Origin of the sequence: Pseudomonas fulva, assembly GCF_023517795.1 — a bacterium.
GTDB lineage: Bacteria > Pseudomonadota > Gammaproteobacteria > Pseudomonadales > Pseudomonadaceae > Aquipseudomonas > Aquipseudomonas fulva_D.
The window spans coordinates 3,738,154-3,756,638 of record NZ_CP082928.1 but is presented as its reverse complement, the minus strand read 5'-3'; the positions used below and the strand labels follow the sequence as shown (position 1 = coordinate 3,756,638).

19 protein-coding genes are annotated in these 18,485 nt (G+C 65.8%); 3 read left to right on the top strand and 16 right to left on the bottom strand.

Annotated elements, in window-relative coordinates:
- Nucleotides 1–127: 127 nt before the first annotated feature.
- Nucleotides 128–478, top strand: coding sequence for a hypothetical protein (locus K8U54_RS17160; RefSeq protein WP_249906949.1), 351 nt, complete (start codon nt 128–130; stop codon nt 476–478).
- Between the two features lie 19 nt (nt 479–497).
- Nucleotides 498–659 carry a hypothetical protein gene (locus K8U54_RS17155; protein WP_249906948.1) on the top strand — a complete coding sequence of 54 codons (162 nt, stop codon included), beginning with the start codon at nt 498–500 and terminating at the stop codon, nt 657–659.
- A 15-nt stretch (nt 660–674) separates the two neighbouring features.
- On the opposite strand, the gene K8U54_RS17150 is transcribed toward K8U54_RS17155, so the two are convergent.
- The 14 genes from K8U54_RS17150 to K8U54_RS17085 form a co-directional block, all read right to left on the bottom strand.
- Nucleotides 675–2,297, bottom strand: a complete 1,623-nt coding sequence (locus K8U54_RS17150; protein ID WP_249906947.1) for a gamma-glutamyltransferase family protein — start codon at nt 2,295–2,297, stop codon at nt 675–677.
- An 11-nt stretch (nt 2,298–2,308) separates the two neighbouring features.
- The gene (locus tag K8U54_RS17145; protein WP_249906946.1) at nt 2,309–3,085 is read right to left on the bottom strand and encodes an ABC transporter permease; all 777 of its coding nucleotides are present in this window, start codon (nt 3,083–3,085) and stop codon (nt 2,309–2,311) included.
- Nucleotides 3,078–3,836 (bottom strand): ABC transporter ATP-binding protein, encoded by a 759-nt coding sequence (locus tag K8U54_RS17140; RefSeq protein ID WP_249906945.1) that lies wholly within the window; start codon nt 3,834–3,836, stop codon nt 3,078–3,080. The genes K8U54_RS17145 and K8U54_RS17140 overlap by 8 nt, the downstream gene beginning before the upstream one ends.
- A complete protein-coding gene (locus K8U54_RS17135) occupies nt 3,833–5,140 on the bottom strand; it encodes an acyl-CoA thioesterase/bile acid-CoA:amino acid N-acyltransferase family protein (RefSeq protein ID WP_249906944.1) in 1,308 nt (435 codons plus the stop codon). Before K8U54_RS17135 ends, K8U54_RS17140 begins: the two co-directional genes overlap by 4 nt.
- A complete protein-coding gene (locus tag K8U54_RS17130; protein WP_249906943.1) occupies nt 5,137–6,201 on the bottom strand; it encodes an ABC transporter substrate-binding protein in 1,065 nt (354 codons plus the stop codon). Before K8U54_RS17130 ends, K8U54_RS17135 begins: the two co-directional genes overlap by 4 nt.
- A gap of 11 nt (nt 6,202–6,212) precedes the next feature.
- Nucleotides 6,213–7,748, bottom strand: coding sequence for a class I adenylate-forming enzyme family protein (locus K8U54_RS17125; RefSeq protein WP_249906942.1), 1,536 nt, complete (start codon nt 7,746–7,748; stop codon nt 6,213–6,215).
- The gene (locus tag K8U54_RS17120; RefSeq protein WP_249906941.1) at nt 7,745–8,533 is read right to left on the bottom strand and encodes a VOC family protein; all 789 of its coding nucleotides are present in this window, start codon (nt 8,531–8,533) and stop codon (nt 7,745–7,747) included. The genes K8U54_RS17125 and K8U54_RS17120 overlap by 4 nt, the downstream gene beginning before the upstream one ends.
- Nucleotides 8,534–8,537: 4 nt before the next feature.
- The gene (locus K8U54_RS17115) at nt 8,538–8,960 is read right to left on the bottom strand and encodes a PaaI family thioesterase (protein ID WP_249906940.1); all 423 of its coding nucleotides are present in this window, start codon (nt 8,958–8,960) and stop codon (nt 8,538–8,540) included.
- A gap of 84 nt (nt 8,961–9,044) precedes the next feature.
- Complete coding sequence (locus K8U54_RS17110) at nt 9,045–10,061, bottom strand: zinc-binding dehydrogenase (protein ID WP_249906939.1); 1,017 nt, start codon at nt 10,059–10,061, stop codon at nt 9,045–9,047.
- A gap of 17 nt (nt 10,062–10,078) precedes the next feature.
- Nucleotides 10,079–11,062 carry an ABC transporter substrate-binding protein gene (locus K8U54_RS17105; RefSeq protein ID WP_249906938.1) on the bottom strand — a complete coding sequence of 328 codons (984 nt, stop codon included), beginning with the start codon at nt 11,060–11,062 and terminating at the stop codon, nt 10,079–10,081.
- A gap of 19 nt (nt 11,063–11,081) precedes the next feature.
- Nucleotides 11,082–11,846, bottom strand: coding sequence for an ABC transporter permease (locus tag K8U54_RS17100; protein WP_249906937.1), 765 nt, complete (start codon nt 11,844–11,846; stop codon nt 11,082–11,084).
- Between the two features lies 1 nt (nt 11,847).
- Entirely contained in the window at nt 11,848–12,609 is a 762-nt protein-coding gene (locus tag K8U54_RS17095) for an ABC transporter ATP-binding protein (RefSeq protein WP_249906936.1), read from the bottom strand.
- Complete coding sequence (locus K8U54_RS17090; protein WP_249906935.1) at nt 12,606–13,334, bottom strand: GntR family transcriptional regulator; 729 nt, start codon at nt 13,332–13,334, stop codon at nt 12,606–12,608. The genes K8U54_RS17095 and K8U54_RS17090 overlap by 4 nt, the downstream gene beginning before the upstream one ends.
- 428 nt (nt 13,335–13,762) lie before the next feature.
- Nucleotides 13,763–14,893, bottom strand: coding sequence for a cysteine desulfurase family protein (locus tag K8U54_RS17085; protein WP_249906934.1), 1,131 nt, complete (start codon nt 14,891–14,893; stop codon nt 13,763–13,765).
- Between the two features lie 220 nt (nt 14,894–15,113).
- Between K8U54_RS17085 and K8U54_RS17080 the strand changes: the two genes are divergently transcribed.
- Nucleotides 15,114–15,575: an Lrp/AsnC family transcriptional regulator gene (locus K8U54_RS17080; protein ID WP_249906933.1), complete on the top strand. Its 462-nt coding sequence runs from the start codon at nt 15,114–15,116 to the stop codon at nt 15,573–15,575.
- A 35-nt stretch (nt 15,576–15,610) separates the two neighbouring features.
- On the opposite strand, the gene K8U54_RS17075 is transcribed toward K8U54_RS17080, so the two are convergent.
- Together K8U54_RS17075 and K8U54_RS17070 are read right to left on the bottom strand one after the other, a co-directional pair.
- On the bottom strand, nt 15,611–16,978 hold the full coding sequence (locus tag K8U54_RS17075) for a glutamine synthetase family protein (RefSeq protein ID WP_249906932.1): 1,368 nt from the start codon (nt 16,976–16,978) through the stop codon (nt 15,611–15,613).
- 92 nt (nt 16,979–17,070) lie between these two features.
- Complete coding sequence (locus K8U54_RS17070; RefSeq protein WP_249906931.1) at nt 17,071–18,462, bottom strand: aspartate aminotransferase family protein; 1,392 nt, start codon at nt 18,460–18,462, stop codon at nt 17,071–17,073.
- Nucleotides 18,463–18,485 lie beyond the last annotated feature (23 nt).

Here is an 18,485-nt window from a genome sequence, read left to right as displayed (position 1 = left end):
CAATGCGTCGCACTTGTCTGCGTCGCGGCAGATCGGCAATCGGGTAACAAGATTTGGTGAATAGCGCCGGCCGGTGTTAACTGCCCGCACTCCCCCGACAACGCAGCGGACAGCGACAAGGAAAGCCATGTTCAAACGGAGCTCGCATTACCTGCTGCTGGTTGGCCTGTACGTGCTGATCAGCGTGTTTCTCTATCTTGACAGCCGCTCGGCCTTTTACCTGGAGAACGAAGAACTGGCTTACCTGGCGCTACTGGTCGCCGGCACGCTGCTGGTGCTGCTGCCGTCCCTGGTGCTGTTCCTGATCGGCATGCTACGCCGCGAGCCCCGGGCCAACCTGGCTGACGCGCCAGTACCGGCTCGTCGGCCTGCTGGCGTGCCTGGGCCTGGTGGTGCAAGCAATTCCCACGCTGCAGCACAGCTATTACAAGCACCACTATGCCCTCAGCGAGCAGGGGCTCTGGTCCGCGGGCAGTGAATACTTCAACGTGCTGACCATGGGCGGCAGAACGCTCTGCCAACTGAGCACCAAAGTGAAGGTGCGCTTCGCCGATGTAAATGCCGACGGCTTCACCGATATGCTGCTCGATGGCGCCGCCGACCTGCTCTACAACCCGTCAACCGGTACATTCGAGAACTGTCAAGACCTCGGCGGCTAGATGCCCCATCCCACCTCAAAAACCTACTGCCTGTCCGTCCCGACGGCTGTCGCTGGCAGCCACATAGCCATGGGCAGGATCATCCGACAGCCGCCAGATGAACTGCCCGGAACCGAAGTCCATGTATGGGTCCTCCACGGACTTCAGACGGTTGCCCAATTCCTCCAGCCCGCGTATGGCATCGGCATCCATGCTGGCCTCCAGGTCCACCGAGAAATCCCGGTTGACCTTCCAGCGTGGCGCATCGCAGGCCGCCTGGGGCTGCTGCTGGTAATCAAGCATGCGCACCAGGGTCTGTACATGGCCCTGGGGCTGCATGTCGCCACCCATCACGCCGAAACTCATCTGCGCCACACCGTCACGGGTGAGGAATGCCGGGATGATGGTATGGAACGGCCGCTTGCCGGGCGCCACCACGTTGGCCGAAGCCGGGTCACTGGAAAACCCGGCACCGCGGTTCTGCAGGCTGATGCCATACCCCGGCACCACGATGCCGGAGCCGAAGCCCATGTAGTTGGACTGGATAAAGGACACCATCATGCCGTCCTCGTCGGCGACGCTGAGGTACACGGTACCGCCCGACCTGGGCAGGCCGAAGCCCGGGTGGCTGGCCTTGCGCGGGTCGATGGCCCTGGCGCGCTGCGCGAGGTACGCCGGCTCGAGCATCTGCTCGGGGGTGACCTCCATGCTGCGCGGGTCGGCGACGTAGCGGTAAACGTCGGCGAAGGCCAGCTTCATGGCTTCGATCTGCAGGTGCTGGGACGCCGCCGAGTCGACCGGCAGAGCCGCCAGGTCGAAGTGTTCGAGAATGCCCAGCGCGATGAGTGCCGCAATGCCCTGGCCATTCGGCGGGATCTCGTGCACCTCGCAACCACGGTAACGCTGTGAAATCGGTGCGACCCACTCAGGGCGATACCCCTGTAGATCAGCGGCGGTGAGATTGCCACCCGTGGCCCGGGCGTGGCCGATGATAGCCTCGGCGATCTCACCCTCGTAGAACGCACGTGCGCCCTGCTCGCCCAGCAACCGCAAGGTGCGCGCGGCATCGGCGAAGACGAATTTCTCGCCAGTCTGCGGCGCCCGGTCATGGGGCATGAAGGCATCGGCGAAACCCGGCTGGCCCTGCAGTTCGGGAACCGCTGCCGCCCACTTGTGCGCCACGATCGGGGCGATGGTGATGCCGCGCTCGGCTACCTCCACCGCCGGCGCCAGCACCTCGGCGAAGGGGCGCTTGCCGAAACGCTCGTGCAACGCGGCCCAACCGGCTACCGCGCCGGGTATGGTGATCGAATCCCAACCACGCACGGGCCGTTTCGCATGGCCATGGCCGTCCTCTCCATAGCGCCGACGAAAATACTCGGGTGTCCAGGCGCCGGGCGCGGTACCGGAAGCGTTGAGCCCGTGCAGCGAGTCGCCGTCCCACACCAGGGCGAAGGCATCACTGCCCAACCCGCAGGAAACCGGTTCGACCACGGTCAGGGTGGCAGCCGCGGCGATGGCTGCATCCACGGCGTTGCCGCCGGCCAGCAGCAGGCGCAGTCCGGCCTGGGCCGCAATGGGATGGGAGGTCGACACCACATTGCGGGCGAACAACGGAATACGGGTTGTCGGGTAGGGGTTGCGCCAATCGAACGACATGAAACGCTCCTTCACTGTTTACGGGGCCGGGCGGCGCCCGGCTCCCAGAAGATTACGCGGCGCTGTAGCCAGCGCACGCCCTGTGCCCCGCACAGGCCGATGAAGGCCAGCAGGATGACCCCGGCGAACATGGTCGCCAGGCTCATGCTCACCGAGCTGGAGGCAATTAGGTAACCGAGACCGCGCTGGGCCGACAGGAATTCACCGACCACCGCGCCGATCAACGCCAGCGACACACCGATCTGCAGGCCGGCGAATACCTCGCCGGCCGCGGCCGGGAACTTCACGTGAACCAGCAGGTAAAGCCGCGAGGCGGAAAAGGACCGGCAGGCGTCGAGCAGCTCCGGGTCGGTACGCCGAATGCCGTTTACCGTGTTGACGAACAGCGGGAAGAAACAGACCAGCGCCACCAGCACGATCTTGGAGGTCATGCCGAAGCCGAACCACACCAGAATGATCGGTCCCAGGGCGACCTTTGGGGTTGCCTGCAGGCCGATCAGCAGCGGGTAAACGAAGCGCTCGAAGGTTTCTGACTCGGCCAGCAAGGCGCCCAAGGTGATGGCCAGCAGACAACCAATGGCATAGCCGCTGAGCGTTTCGCCCAGGGTGACGCCGATGTGTGGCCACAGGCTGCCATCGGCGAAACCGCCGGCCAGCGCCTGGTAGACCGTCACTGGGGCGGGCAGCAGATAATCGGGAATGTCCAGCAGGCGTACGGACAGGTCCCAGATCAGGATCAATACCGCCAGGCTGGTCAGGGGGTAAAGCACGGGCAGCAGTCTACGCATGGGTGAAATGCCTTCTCAGCTGTTGGCAAAATGCGGTGAAAGTTGGATCGACCAGAGTGTCCAGGCTACGGGGCCGCGGCAGCGTGATTGCCACATCGTCGATGATGCGACCAGGTCGCGGCGACATGACCAGCACCCGGTCGGCCAGGAACACCGCCTCCTGAATGCTGTGGGTAATGAACAGCACCGATTTACGCTGCTGGCTCCAGATGTGCTGCAGCTCTAGGGTCAGCGCTTCGCGGGACAGCGCATCGAGGGCCGCGAACGGCTCGTCCATCAGCAGCAGGCGCGGGTCGTGCAGCAGCATGCGGGCGATGCCGACCCGCTGCTGCATGCCGCCCGACAGCTCGAACGGGTAATCGTTGGCGAACGGCGCGAGGCCGACCAGCTCGAGCAATGCCAGTGCCCGCTGACGCGCCTCGGCGATCGGCAGGCCGAGGGTACGTGCCGGCAGCATCACGTTGTTCAGCACGGTTTTCCAGGGCAGCAGATTGGGCTTCTGGAATACCACGCCGGTGTGCCGGCTCGGGCCGTCGATGCCCTGCCCGGCCACGCTGACCTGCCCGGCGCTGGCCTCGAGCAAGCCCGCCGCGAGCTTGAGGATGGTGGACTTGCCGCAGCCCGAAGGCCCGAGCACGGCCACGAACTCGCCGTCTTCGATGCGCAGGTTCACCTCGGCCAGGGCCTGGATCTCGCCACGTCGGGTCTGGTAGGTCAGCCCTGTGTCCTGCAGGGTCAGGGCCGCGCTCATGACTGCGCCTCGCGGGCACGCAGCGCATCGGCAAGGAAGGCCAGCACGGCGTGCCAGCTTTCGCGGTTGGCCCGGGCATTGGCGACAGGGGTGCCGCCGCCGCTGATCAGTACCCCGGCAACCGGATGAACCTTAGCGATCTGGGTGGTCGGCACAAACGGAAAGCCGATGGCGTGGCCCGCCCCTTCGCCGCGCACATGGGTGACCGGCCAGGCATGGCCGGCCGCCTGCAGTTCGGCCTGCATGCGCTCGCTGTAGGCGCTGGACGGCCAGAAGCCATCGTCACTGCCCGAGATGAGCAACACCGGCCCCTCGATACGCTCAACCGGGATACGCGCCGCCTCGACACTGGCGGCATGTGCCTCCACCGCCACGAACGCCGGCGCCTGGCGAATCGCCGCGCCGGGCTCGGGTGGCTGGTCGAAGGCCCGCCAGTCGGCTGCCGGGTTGTCCCGCCAGACATTGCGCAGCGGCTGGCCACGCCAGGTCCAGGCATCGGCGTCGCGGGCTTGCTCCGGGCGCCCGGCACGCAAGGTGCCGTGAATCACCGCACTCGGTACGTAGCCGATCACCGCCGATACCCGCTCGGGAAAGGTGGCGCCCAGCAGCAACGCCAGCTCACCGCCGCGCGACAGCCCGGCGACGGCGATGAAACCGTGTCGCGGCTGCAGCGTGCGCGCCGCCCAGTTCAGCGCCTGCTCGAAGTACTCCAGTGGCGTGTCGCTAATTTGCTCAGGCAGCCCCGGCGCCTTGAAGTAGGCCAGCGCCAATGCTGTGTAACCCTGTGCGGCATACAGCGCTGCACGTTGTTCCGGCGTGCCGCCACCCGAACCGTTGAGCACGATGACCAGAGGATGAGGGCCCGCAGCCGCGGGGCTGAACAAGCTGGCGCTGAGCCCCTCGTCGCGAATTTCCCGGCGGCTCACGCCGGGGGCGAGAAAGCGCTGGGTGAGCGTGGCCGAGGCACTGGCCCCTGCCGCGTCGCGGATCTGCAAGCGAATCGACAGCGGCTCCAGCCCTTCGCTGGCTTGCGGCCTGCGGGGCGGGCTCAGTTGACGCAACGCCCACACGGGCGCCAGCGCTTCCCGCTCGCTCCAGTCGCCATCGAATGGCAGCTGTGCATCGATATCTAGTGCACCGTCGGCCGCGATGTCGAAGCGGGCTTCGCTCTGCCAGAGGCTGCCATCGGGATGCTCCAGGGTGGTGGTCAGGCGCGCCAGCCCCGGGTTCAGCCCCCCTACGCGAATGCGCCGCGGTTGGTCGATCAGGCCATCGACAATGTCGATCTCGAATGCCGGGTTCATTGCGCCGCCTCTGCCCGCTTGCGCAGCGCATCACGGTCGAAGTCGTTGAACGCCGGCACGAACTCGTTGGAGAACACCTGCTCCACCGGCACCTCGGCGCTGGGGAACTCGCCCGCCTCGGCCATCGCCTTGACCGCCGCGCGGATCGCCTGCAGGTCGTACTGCCCCGGCACACGCGGGCTGCCGTCCGGGAAATACAGGGTACGTTGCAGGCGCCGGCTGAGCAGCGTCTTGGCATCTTCCAGGCCCTTGCCCTGGGCATCGGCAGGCTTGCTTTCCGGATGCTGGCGCCAGAACGCCTGCACGCAGAACGCCGGGTTCACCTCGCACACGAACTGTGCCTCGGTATAGGCACGACCAAAGCGGCGGATCAGGTCCGGGTTTTCTCTGAAGGTATCCTGGTGCGCGATGAAGCCGTTGCCGGGGTTTTCCTGGAACACCTCGGGGTACTGGATGCGCCGGGTTTGCGTGCCGGAAAGCTCGAGCATGTCGCCCCAGCTGTTGTTGAAGTTGAGCGCATCCACCTGGCCGCTGCGCAATGCCTGGAAGCCCGCGCCGAGCGCGCCGACGGCGACGAACTCGACGTTCTTGCCAGGCTCCAGCCCGGCGACGCGCAGGGCCGCGCGGCTGTTGGGCAGCGTGCCCCAGGTCAGGGCGCCGACACCGATCTTCTTGCCCTCGAGATCGGCCAGGGTCCTGATCGGCGAATCGGCGAGCACCTGGTATTCCAGGGTCTGGCTGGGAACGCCGTTGTAGAAGTAGCGCAGCGGCAAGGGGTTCTTGTTGAAGTGGCTGGAGAGCACCGGTTCAGCCACCGGAAAACCGAAGGTCACCCGCTTGCTGGCGACCTGCGGAAGCAAGGCGCCGGCGCCCTGGAACACCAGGGTACTGACACTCAGCCCCTGCTCCTTGAACAGGCCCAGCTCCTGGGCTGCAGCGTAAGGCGCGCCGTCGTGGACGGCTGGTGGAATGGCCAGGGCGACGGTGACCTCGTCGAGGGCATGGGCTTGGCTGGCAACGGCCAGCGTCAGGGGCAGCAAGGAACGGATAGCAAAGCGCATGGTGGTAGGTCCTAGGCAGATTGCGATTCAGACGGTCCGGTGGTCCGGTCACTGTCCAGGAGGTTTCGCCGAGCCCTGTCGAGCAAGGCCTTGCGGTCGATCTTGTGGGTGGAGGCCAGCGGCAGGCTATCGAGGAACCACACCCGACGCGGATGCTGGTAGGCCGGTGCATGGGCCAGGGCGAAATCCTTGATGGCCGCCTCCCCGACAGCACTGCCCTGGCGCCGGACGACGAAGGCCATGGGCTTGAACCCTTTGATCTCGTCCTCGACCGGCACCACGCAGGCCTGCTGCACCTCGGGGTGACGCTCGAGAAGCTTTTCCACCTCACCGGGGTAGATGTTCTCGCCGCCACTGACGAACATGTCGTCACGGCGGCCGACGAAGGTATGGAAGCCGTCGGCATCCCGGCGAAACACGTCGCCGGTAACATAGAAACCATCGACCGTGAACGGTACGGCCAGATCCGGGCGGTTGTGATAGCCGGACATCAAGCCCGGGCTTTTCAGCTCCAGCACGCCCTCGTCGGCCAGCGCGCCCGCCTCGTCACGCAGGCGCACCTGTACGTCCGGATGGGCATGCCCCACCGACAGCGCCGGGCTGGGCAGGCCCTGAGGGTGAGGCCCGAACACTACCGGCCCGCCTTCGGTGGTGCCGTAGGCGTTGATGACCCGCGCATTGGGCAGCAAACGGTGAATCTGCGCCAGCAGGCTGGCGCTCACCGGCGCCGATCCCATACGCACCACCCGTACCGAGGACAGGTCGGCATGCGCCAGCAGCGCCTGCTCGCGCAGCATCATGGCGATCATCGGCGGCACGGCGGTCAGCCAGGTGCAACGGTAACGCTGGATCGCCTCGATGTAGGCCGCAGCGCCGAACTGCGGCAGCAGCACCGCGGTGGCCCCGCTGGCCAGCACCAGCAGCGCCAGGGCCAGGGCATTCATGTGATACAAGGGCGCGGCGATCAGCGTGCGCTCATCGGCCAGCGGCGTGGCCTGCAACCGGGTGCGCACGATCCACAAGTGGGCGCGGTGGCTCAGCACCACACCCTTGGGTTTGCCGGTGGAGCCCGAGGTGTAGAGCATCATCGCCGGCTCGTCGCCCTCGGGTTCGAAGGCGCTGAACGCCCCGGGCTCGGTGAATGCCTCGAGGCCCTCCGCCTCCAGCGACACCCAGGCCCTGCCCGCGGCAACCTGTTCATGGAACGCATCGCAGAACAGCAGGCGCGCACCACTGTCGGCGATGACGAAGTCGATCAGCGCCTTCGGGAAGCGGTGGTTGACCGGCACCGCCACCAGCCCGGCACGCATGATGCCCAGCAGCGCGGCGATCGATGCCGGCGAATTGAACGCCAGCAGCGCGACGCGCTCTCCGGCCACCAGCCCACGGGCCAGCAGGCCACGGGCGATACCATCGGCCAGCGCATCCAGCTCGGCATAGCTGCAACGCGACTCGTTGAGCTGATTGTCCAGACCGATGAACGCCAGTCGCTCGCCGGAGACCAGCGGGTCGAGCACGCGGCCCAGGTTACGGGTCTGCGGGTTCATGCCAGGCACTCCAGTACGGTGGCGAACGCCGGGATGGCAATCACCACCCGGTCTGCCGCCTGCCGATGGGGCAAACCAAGACTCGCCGCACGCTGCGCCAGATCCGCCGGGTCACCACCGCGCAAGCCGATCGACACGAAACGCTCCGGCCGCGCTTGTCCGGCCTCTGGCGTCTGAACAACCCGGGCGCGCCAGGCCTGCGCGTCGATGACCTCGAGTGCGAAACGCCCATCGAAGCGCCCCAGGCGCTCGAATAGCTCGCGCGTCTGCACCGGCTGCTCGCTGACCACCGTCAGTCGTTCGATGCTGTGTACGCCATTGGCATGGCCCAGCCACTCGGGCCGCCAGACCAACTCGGGGGTTTGGTGATGGCAGAAGTACACGCGGCCTGCATCGAACTGCCCGGGCAGCAGCCGGACGGTGCCGAAGCGTGCCTCAACAGAGGCCCCATCGACCTCCACCGGCCTGGAGAAATGCTGCACCGGCTGCACCAGAAAACCGGCCTGCACCAGGGCCGCATGGGTGCGGCGCGGGTCTTCACTGGCCAGCACCAGGCCATCGATGCCGAGGGGACTGTCGAGAATTTCCTGCCGCAGACGCTCGCCCCCGGCCGGCAAGCCGATCAGCTCCAGGTAGCCCTCGGCGAACATGATCAGGTTGTTGATCGAGCCGAGGGAATGCTGCCCCCGGGGCGTGAGGGTGAACCCCAGCCCCGCGAATACCTCTGCCGCCCCATCGAGAGCGAAGCGCGCGTTGATGACCAGGTGATCCAGTACCGCACTCATGGAATCACGCCTTCGGTGCAGGCGTGGCATAGACCCCGCGGCCACTGGCGACCAGGTTGCCTTCGCCATCGAAGACCTGCGCCTCGGCCACCGAGAACTGCTTGCCGAACTTGATGACCGTGCCCTTGGCGCGCAGATCGCCCTTGGCCGGGCGGTGGTAATCGACGCGCAGGTCGATGGTCGGCACGCCCTTGCCGGTCTTGGACACCAGCGCCCAGTCCGCGGTCAGGTCGACCAGTGCGGCGAGTATGCCGCCATGGGTGTAGCCACCTTCGACGTTGACCACCCATTCTTCGCGCCATGTCGCGCTGAGTTCGATGCTGCCCTCACCCACCCCTTGAACCTGCAGGCCCAGCCATTGGTGATAGGGGCCCTTGAGCAGCTTGGCCTGGATGTCGGCAGCGCTCGGAAGTGTCGTTTCGCTCATGAGATCAATCCTGTTGAGTTGTTTCGGAGGCCGTGCAATCGCCCGCAAACGGACGATTGCACGGTACGGGTCGCTGCAGGCCGGTCAGGGCGTGATGACCACCTTGCCCAGCACTTCGCGGTCACGGATCAGCGCCAGGCCTTCGGCGGCCTGTTCGAGGGGCAGGACGCGGTCGATGATCGGGTCGATCCTGCCCTCGGCGATCAGGTCGAGCAGGCCGACCAGGTTGTCTTCGTAGAAGCTGTTCGAGCCCTTGATGTTGAGCTCGAAGCTCCACACATAGCGCAGGTCTTCCTTGGGGTCGTGGCCGGCGGTGGCGCCGCACACCAGCAGCGTGCCGCCGCGCTTGATGCACTTGAGCGAGGGCAGCCAGGTGTCGCCGCCGGTGAAGTTGATCACCACGTCCACGCCACCTTCGTAGGTACGGCGCTGCGGCTTGCCGTACTGGGCGATGGCCCATTTGGAGAAGTCAGTGTCGCGGTAGTTGATGACGTGGTCGGCGCCCAGCGCCTTGAGGCGCTCGCCCTTCTCGTCACTGCCGGCACAGGCGATCACCTCGGCGCCCAGCAGTTTGGCGAGGATCACGCAGGCGGTGCCCACACCGCCGCTGGCGCCGAGGATCAGCACGCGGTCCCCGGCCTTCACGGTGTTGTGGGTGATCAGCATGCGGTGGGCGGTGCCGTAGGCTACCGGCAAGGCCGCTGCCTGTTCGAAACTCACCGCATCGGGCAGGCGGATCAGTTGCCGTGCATCGACGCGAGCGTACTCGGCCATGCCGCCATCGACCATTTCGCCCATCAGGCCGACATCGGGTTTCAGCGGGTTGATCAGCACGCGGTCACCGACTTTCCACCCTTCCACGCCTTCATCCAGTTCGCTGATGGTGCCGGCCAGGTCGAGGCCGATGACCACCGGCAGCGGCACCTTGATGCCGGGCATGCCCTTCACCGTGAAGACGTCGTGGTAATTGAAGGACGATGCGCCAACGCGAATTACCACGTGTCCGCTGCCCACTGCCGGTATCGGCTTATCAGTGACGACGCGCAACTGGTCGAGGTCGCCGTGTTCGTCGAGTACCAGGGCTTTCATGGTCTTGCTCACAGTCGTTGTCTCCGTGATTAGTGGATGTGTTTGGCTTGGGTGTAGGGTTCGGTGGCGAACAGGTCGTCCTTGAGTTCGCCCTTGATCAGGCCGCCGTCGACGAACACCTGGTGCTGACGGCGCAGGGTCTCGATGTCCGCCGGTTCGAAGGCGATGCGGTTCATAGCATCCCACTGGCCGACGTACACGCGGGCATCCTGCTCGGGCAGGTTGGCGCTCTGCTGCAGGATGCGGACGACTTCATCCGGGTTCGCCTTGCCCCAGGCGAGGGTGTCGCGCAGGCCGGCGATGACGCGGGCAACCACCTCCGGCTGGTCGTCGACCAGCTTGGCGGCGACCGTGCCAACGCCGATGTACGGCACTGCATCGGCGTGCGTGAGGGTCTTCCATTCCTCGGCGAAGCTGCCCAGGCGCTTGACCTTCAATTCGTCTTCGAGCTGCGCGATGGTGACCGAGCGCAGGGCCGCGCCATCGACCTGCTTTTGCGCCAGGAACTGCGCCAGGCGCGACTCGTTGCCGCCGACCAGGGAGAAATCATTGGCCTTGATGCCATGGTTGCCCGCCAACACCGCGCCAGCGATCACCGCCACCGACGAGCCTGCCGGCGACATGCCGATCTTCTTGCCCTTGAGCTCGGCCAGCGAGGTGATTGGCGAGTCGGCCGGCACCACGAACTGCACGTCGGCCGGCTGGGTCGCGGCGAAGATACGGATCGGCACGCCTTCGGCGGCGGTCGAGAACACCCCGGCCAGGGGGGCGCCGAACGCCAGGTCGATGGAGCCGGCCGCCAGTGCGCGAATCGGCGCATTGACGTCGGGGAAGTGCACGAACTCGGCCTCGATACCGCGCTTGGCGAGGAAATCCTTGGACTCGAGCACCGAGCCGTAGCCCAGGCTCACGCCGCTGGTCCAGTAACCGATGCGGACCTTGTCCGCCGAATGGGCAGCAAGAGGCAGCACCGCGCTCGCGGCGAGGGCCGCGACGGCAATCAACTTACGCATGGAGTGATCCTTGATAGAACTAGGGGGTTTTCCAACGGAACAGCCGACGCTCGAGGGGCTTGAGCACACCCGCCTCGAGCGACAACATCAGGGCGACCAGCAGCACGGTCCAGGCGAATACCTGATCGCTCTGCACCAGATCCGCGGCCTGGCGCAGCCGATAACCGATGCCATCGGAGGCGCCGAGGGTCTCGGCCACCAGCGATACCCGCCAGCCAAAGCCGAACGCCAGGCGTGCGCCGGAAAAGAAGTACGGCAGAATGCTCGGCAGGGAGATCTTCAGCAGGATCTGCAACCGCGACAGGCGAAACGAGCGCGCCAGCTCCACGTATTGCCGCTCCACCGTCTTCGCGCCCTGCCAGACATTGGTGAGGATCAGCGGCATGGCGGTCATGAACACCACGAACACCGTGGTGGCATCGGAAATGCCGAACCAGATGATCGCGAAGATCGCCCAGATCGCCGACGAAACGGTGTTGAACACCGACAGCACCGGTTCGAAGAAGCGTGCCAGCGCCGGGCTGCTACCCAGTGCCAGCCCCAAGGGCGTGCCCACCAGCGTGGCCAGGGCGAAGCCGCTGAACACGCGCCCGAGGGTGGCGCTCAGGTCACGCCAGAAGGTGTCGCTGTGCAGCAGACTGCCGAGCGCGGCGAAGACCCTCTCCGGCCCGGGCAAGACGAACGATGGCAGGCGGCTCGCGGCGTACCACCAGAGCAGACCGACCACGGCGATCAGGGCGAAGCGTTGCAGGGCGAGGCTGGAAAATCGCTTGGCGGTATCCACATCAGACCTCCAGGCGCAGGCGGCGCACCTGCTCGCTGACGGCAGGCTCGGTGGGCACCCGCGGGCGTGGCAAGGCCATCGAGTGAATCGCGCGAATGCGCCCGGGGCGCGGCTCCAGCACCACCACTCGGTCAGCCAGGACCACGGCCTCCTCCACATCATGGGTGACGAACAGCACCGTCATCCCGGTGAGGGCCTGCAGGCACAGCAGCTCATCGTGCATCTGACTGCGGGTCTGCGGATCGAGCTTGGAAAACGGCTCGTCCATCAGCAACACCTGGGGCTTGACCACCAGGCTGCGCGCCAGGGCCACGCGGCTGCGCATGCCGCCGGACAACTGATGTGGCCAGGCTTTCGCGAAGGCCTCCAGGCCCACCAGGCGTAACACCTCGGCAACCCGCTGGTCACGTTCCGCCTTGGCGATGCCGGTACCCTCCAGCCCAAAGGCGACATTGGCCTGCACGCTGCGCCAGGGCAGCAGGCGGTCCTCCTGGAACAGGTAGGCGATGCGGCGCCAGTCACTGAACGCCGCCGTGGCTTCACCAAAGAGGCGAAGTTGCCCCTGATCCTGAGCCAACAGACCGGATACGATGTTTAGCAAGGTGCTTTTGCCGCACCCCGACGTGCCCAGCAGCGCGACTATTTCACCCTGCCCGACGTCGAAGGAAATATCACGCAGCACCTCCAGTGCTTCGAAGCGCTTGCCGACTCTATGCAGGCTGATCGCCGCTGTCGCAAGGTGCTGCTGCAGCGCCGCGTTCATCGGGCCAATCTCGCGGCCAACAGTGGCAGCGACGCGCCGGCTTCGCTGAGACTGGCATAGACCTTTTCCAGCGTCATGGCCTGAAAGGTCTCGATATGCCGGCGGGCAATCAGTTCGGCGCGCTTGCCATCGCCGTCTTCGAATGCGGCGATCATCGCGTTGTGATCATGCTTGATTTCCGGTTTGGTGCCCTGGACGTTGAAGCCCAGCGCCACCAGGCGAGTCATCTCGTCCATCAGCCCGGACAGGGTGCGCAACAGGCGCTCATTGCCGGCAGCCCTGGCGATCTCCAGGTGGAATGCCTTGTTGGCGTCCATGAACACATCGATCTGATCAGGCAGCGGCACCGGATGGCGTACCCGGCAGGCCGCTTCCAGCACCCGCAGGCGCTCGATATCCACGCGCCCGACCGCCAGGCGAGCGGCCAGTGGCTCGAGCTGCACACGCAAGGTGAACACCTCCTCGACATCCTTCACGGTGACCGGCGCCACCTGATAGCCCTTGCGCGGCAACGACTGGATAAAGCCTTCGTGAGCGAGACGAGTGAGGGCGATGCGGCAACTGCTCTTGCCGATGCCATAGGCCTCCATCAACCCTGGCTCGGTCATCAATGCACCCGGCATCAGACGGCAGGAGAGGATGTCACGACGAATGCGAGCGTAAGCCGAATCACCCTGACTGGTGCTGTCGGCTGGCTGGGAGGTGGAGGCAATGGATAACGACATTCGGCGGCCTATAAGGTAGCTGTGAGCAGCTCACAGAACTGGCCTGTGGTGCCTACGGATAGCCGCTAACCTAGCCTAGAAGGCGTCGATTCCGAACGAATTAATTCCGCTAAATATATAAACGAGCGGTATAGACTGAGCTTCTCAAGAAAACTTTAGCGTATATAAAAAACGGCCAGGAGCCTCACAGTGCGAGGCCTGAGGCGCTGTTTGATCACGCCCTCAGTACCCCCAGGGAAACCTCGAAGCGGCGCCTGGTGGTCGTGTTTTTAGGCGTGAGCGATCGGGGTACTGTGAACGCTATGCACCTGACGGACATATGTCTGCCAGGCTTTCTGGGGGGATACTCGGCGCGCTGCCGTCACAGCATGGTGGCTGGATACGCTGCTCGAACAGCACATGAACAGCGTTAAGCGTTGCTCAACACATCACTGTGGCAGGCACTGCCGAACCGCATCCGTGGCAGCCTCGACATCCTCGAGCGTGGTGTAGCGCCCCAGGCTCAGACGAATGCTGCGATACGCCTGGGTAGCATCCAGCCCCAGCGCCAGCAGCACGTGCGACGGTGCGCTGCTGGCCGAATTGCACGCCGAGGTGGAGGAGAACGCCAGGCTGCCGCTGAGGCTCTCGACGTTGAACCAGGGGTGGTCGATGCACAGGTTGAGCGTGTGCGGCACCCGCTGCCTGGCACAACCATTGAGGCGCACGCCCGGCAGGCTCAGCAGGCCTTCGCGAAGCTGCGCCGCGAGTCCGGTGATGCGCCGGTTTTCCTCCTCCATCAGCGCGCCGGCCCGTGCGAACGCGCTGCCCATGCCGACGATCTGGTGGGTGGCCAGGGTGCCGGAGCGCAGCCCCTGCTCATGGCCGCCGCCATGAATCTGCGCCTGGATCAGCGGCCGTGCCCGTTCACCCACATACAGCGCGCCGATGCCCTTGGGGCCGTAGGTCTTGTGCGCCGAGAACGACATCAAATCCACGGCCAGGCCCGCCAGGTCGATCGCCACCTTGCCGGTCGCCTGGGCGGCATCCACATGAAACAGCGCACCACGCTGACGCACCCGCTCGCCAATCGCGGCGATATCGGTCAGGGTGCCCAGCTCGTTGTTGACCCGCATCAGCGACACCAGCAGGGTGTCGTCCCGCAGCGCCGCCGCCACGGCCTCGGGCTGGATCAGGCCCTCGGCATCCGGTTGCAGCCAGGTCACCTCGAAGCCGTCGAGCTCCAGTTGCCGGGCGGTATCCAGCACCGCCTTGTGTTCCAGGCTGCTGGTGACGATATGCCGGCGTCCCTGCGCCGCGGCGGCTACGCCCTTGAGCGCCAGGTTGTTGGATTCGGTGGCGCCGGAAGTCCACACCAGGTTGTCGGCGCTGGTGCCCACCAGGTCGGCGACCTGCCGGCGTGCCTTTTCAACCGCACGGCGGGCGCGCTGGCCGAACGAGTGGGAGGCCGACGCGGGGTTGCCGAAGGTGCTATCGCGGCCCATGTGGGCGAGCATGTCCTGGATCACGTCATCGTCGATGGGCGTGGTGGCGGCATAGTCGAAGTAGCGCTCAGTCATGGGATAACGGCCGTTGTGGATCAGCAGAGGGGCCGCCTGCAACGGCGGATCAAAGTGAATATGCTAAGAGAACGGCCGGGAAATTAATTTGATATTTGCCGGTTTGCCGCGCGCAAATAAGAAACCAATTTCCGACAAATAGCGTTTTCATGGAAAATATTTCCATGATTATCCGCTTACGTGCTTTGCTTATTCCCCAATCATCTTAATGGGCCACACCATGGACAAGTTCGACCACGCCATCCTCGGTCTTCTGCAGCAGGACTGCACCCTCGCGCTGGGTGAACTGGCCGAGCGTGTGGGCCTGAGCAACACCGCCTGCTGGCGGCGTATCCAGAAGCTCGAGGAAAGCAAGGTGATCCGCGCCCGGGTGGCCCTGCTCGAGCCGCGCCAGGTTGGTGTGCCGGTCACGGTATTCGCCTTCGTGCGCACCAATCAGCACAACGCCGACTGGCTCAAGCAGTTCCACCACAAGGTAGCGGCCATCGACGAGGTGGTGGATTTCTACCGGCTGGCCGGCGTGACCGACTACCTGCTGCGCGTGGTGGTGCCGGACATCGAGGGCTACGACGCCGTTTACAAGCGGCTGATCGAGATTCCCGGCATCGCCGACGTCAGCTCCAGCTTCGCCATGGAGCGCATCAAGTCCACCACCGCCCTGCCCTTGCCTGCCAGCTTCTAACGCTGCCGCTCCAGTCCGGGCCACACGCCTAAGGCTCAGGCGTGGTTCAGGTACCAGCGCCAGTCCTGCTCGCCGACCTCGGCCATGAACTGGCGGTACTCGGTCTGCTTGATCGCCAGGAACACCTTGAGGAACTCCTCGCCCAGCGCTTCGCGGGCCCAGGCCGAGCCTTCCAGGGCGCGCAGCGCGGTGAGCCAGTCGGTGGGCAGGAACTCGGTGGCCTGCTCGTAGCCGTTGCCGACGATGGCCGCGCCCGGGTCGATCTGCTCGCGGATGCCGTGGTGGATGCCGGCGAGAATCGCCGCGGCCGCCAGGTACGGGTTGGCATCGGCGCCGCAGATGCGGTGCTCGATATGCCGGCTGACGGCCGGGCCGCCCGGTACGCGGAACGACACGGTGCGGTTGTTCACGCCCCAGCTCTTGGCCAGGGGCGCGTAGCTGTTGGCCTGGAAGCGGCGGAACGAGTTGGCGTTGGGGCAGAAGATCGCCAGGGATTCGAGCAGCGTGGCCATCATGCCGCCGATGGAGTGGCGCAGCAGCGGCGTGCCCTGGGGGTCTTCACTGGCATACAGGTTGTTGCCCTGCGCGTCGGCCAGGCTGACGTGCAGGTGCATGCCGCTGCCGGCCCGGTCGCCGAACGGCTTGGCCATGAAACAGGCCTGCAGCCCGTGCCTGTTGGCCACGCCCTTGACCAGGCGCTTGTAGCGAATGCCCTCGTCGACGGCCTGCAACGCATCGAAGCGGTGCTCCAGGGTCAGCTCCAGCTGGCCCGGTGCGTATTCGGAAATCGCCGTGCGTACCGGCAGGCCCTGCACCTCGCAGGCTGCGTAAAGGTCATCGAGGAACGGCTGCACTAGCTCCAGCTCGTACACGCCATACACCTGGGGCGCCTCGGGGCGCACGCCGTTCATCTGCAGCGCCGGTTGCGGGCGGCCAGTGGCGTCGCGCTGCTTGTCGAGCAGGTAGAACTCCAGCTCCACGGCCATCACCGGGTGGAAGCCGTCTGCCTCGAGGCGCTCGATCACCCGCACCAGGGTATGCCGCGGATCGGCCGGCGCGGCGGGCCGGCCCTGGGTCGGGTGCATGCTCACCTGCAGTTGCCCGGTGGGCGTGCTGCGCCACGGCTGCAGGGTCAGGCTGCCGGGCAGCGGGTAGGTCCAGCAGTCGGCGTCGGCCACTTCCCAGACCAGGCCGGTGGCTTCGACGTCTTCGCCCTGTACGGTCAGGGCCAGGATCGAGCTGGGCAGCGCGCGACCGTCCTGGTAGATCGCCAGCAGCTCGTCGCGGTGCAGCAGCTTGCCCCGCGGAATGCCGTTGGCATCGATCAGCATCAGCTCGATGCTGCGCACTTCGGGATGGGCGACGAGAAAGTCGCGGGCTTCCTGGATGTCGGCGAATTGCATGATCGGTACTCGTAAAGGATTGCGGGTAACACCGGCGCGATCCGCGCTGCCTTGGTGGCAAAGCGAGGGGCGCCGGGCGCTCGACATCAGGCTCAGCCGCGGGCACCAGGGATCGCCAGCAGCTCGATCAGCCCCTCATCGAGGGTGGCGAGCAGCCTGTCGACGTCGGCGGCGCTGGTGTCCGGGCAGCACAGGGTCATGTTGTGGAACGGCGTGATGAGAATGCCACGGTTGATCAGGTACAGGTGCAAGGCCATCTGCAGGCTGTCGTGGAAGGCCGCTTCGGCCTCGGCACCGGTTTGCGGCGAGGTGGCGCAGAACTGGAATTCGCAGCGCGCGCCCAGCTCGGTCACCGACCAGCTCAGGCCATGCTTGCCGATCAGCCCGCGCAGGCCGGCAGCCAGGCGTGCCGCCAGCGGCAGCATATGGTCATAGGCGGCCGGCGTCATCACCTGCTCCAGGTTCACGCGCATGCAGCGCATGGCCAGGGCGTTGGCCGACAGCGTGGTGCCCATGCCGCTATGGCCATGGCCACTGCTGGTTTCGCTGGCATGCTGCTGGGCCAGGCGCATGGCCTGGGCCATTTCATGGCTGCAGCCGTACACCGAGCACGGCACGCCGCCGGCGATCGGTTTGCCAAGGGTGATGAAATCCGGCTTGAGGTTCCAGGCGCGGGTGCAGCCGCCAGGGCCGGTGGAGATGGTGTGGGTTTCGTCGATGATCAGCAGGCTGCCGTACTGCTTGCTCAGCTCGCGGACCTTGTCCATGAAGCCCGGCTCGGGCAGCACCATGCCGATGTTGGTCATCGCCGGCTCGCACAGAATCGCCGCCACGTCGCCCTGGGCGAGGGCCGCTTCCAGTGCGGCGACATCGTTGAACGGCACGGCGCGGCTGGTCTTGGCCAGGTTGCGCGCCTGGCCGATCAGGCCGCCGCGGTGCACGGTGCGGCCTTCCCTGCAGCGCACCATCACGTCGTCGACGGTGCCATGGTAGCAGCCGTCGAACACCAGCAGCACCTTGCGGTTGGTGATGGCACGGGCCCAGCGAATCACGAAACGGTTGGCGTCGGTGGCGGTGGTCGCCACCTGCCAGAACGGCAGGCCGAAACGCTCGGCGAGCAGTTCACCGGCGATGATCGCATCTTCGCCGGGCAGCATGGTGGTCAGGCCATTGGCGCCCTGCTCGGCGAGCGCCTGGGCGATAGGCTCGGGCGAATGGCCGAACATGCTGCCGGTGTCGCCGAGGCAGAAGTCGATGTACTCGTGGCCGTCGACATCATGGAAGCGCGCGCCTTTGGCGCGGCTGACGAACAGCGAACTGGGCATCGACCAGTCATTCATCCAGTGCATCGGCACGCCGCCGAACAGCGACTTGCGCGCACGCTTGGCCAGCTCGACGGATTTCGGGTTGCGCTGCAGAAAACGCTCGCGCTCACGGGCAGCGAAGGTTTCGACGGCCTTATCGTTGATGCCACTCGGGGACATGGGAGGCTCCTGTTGTTATCAAT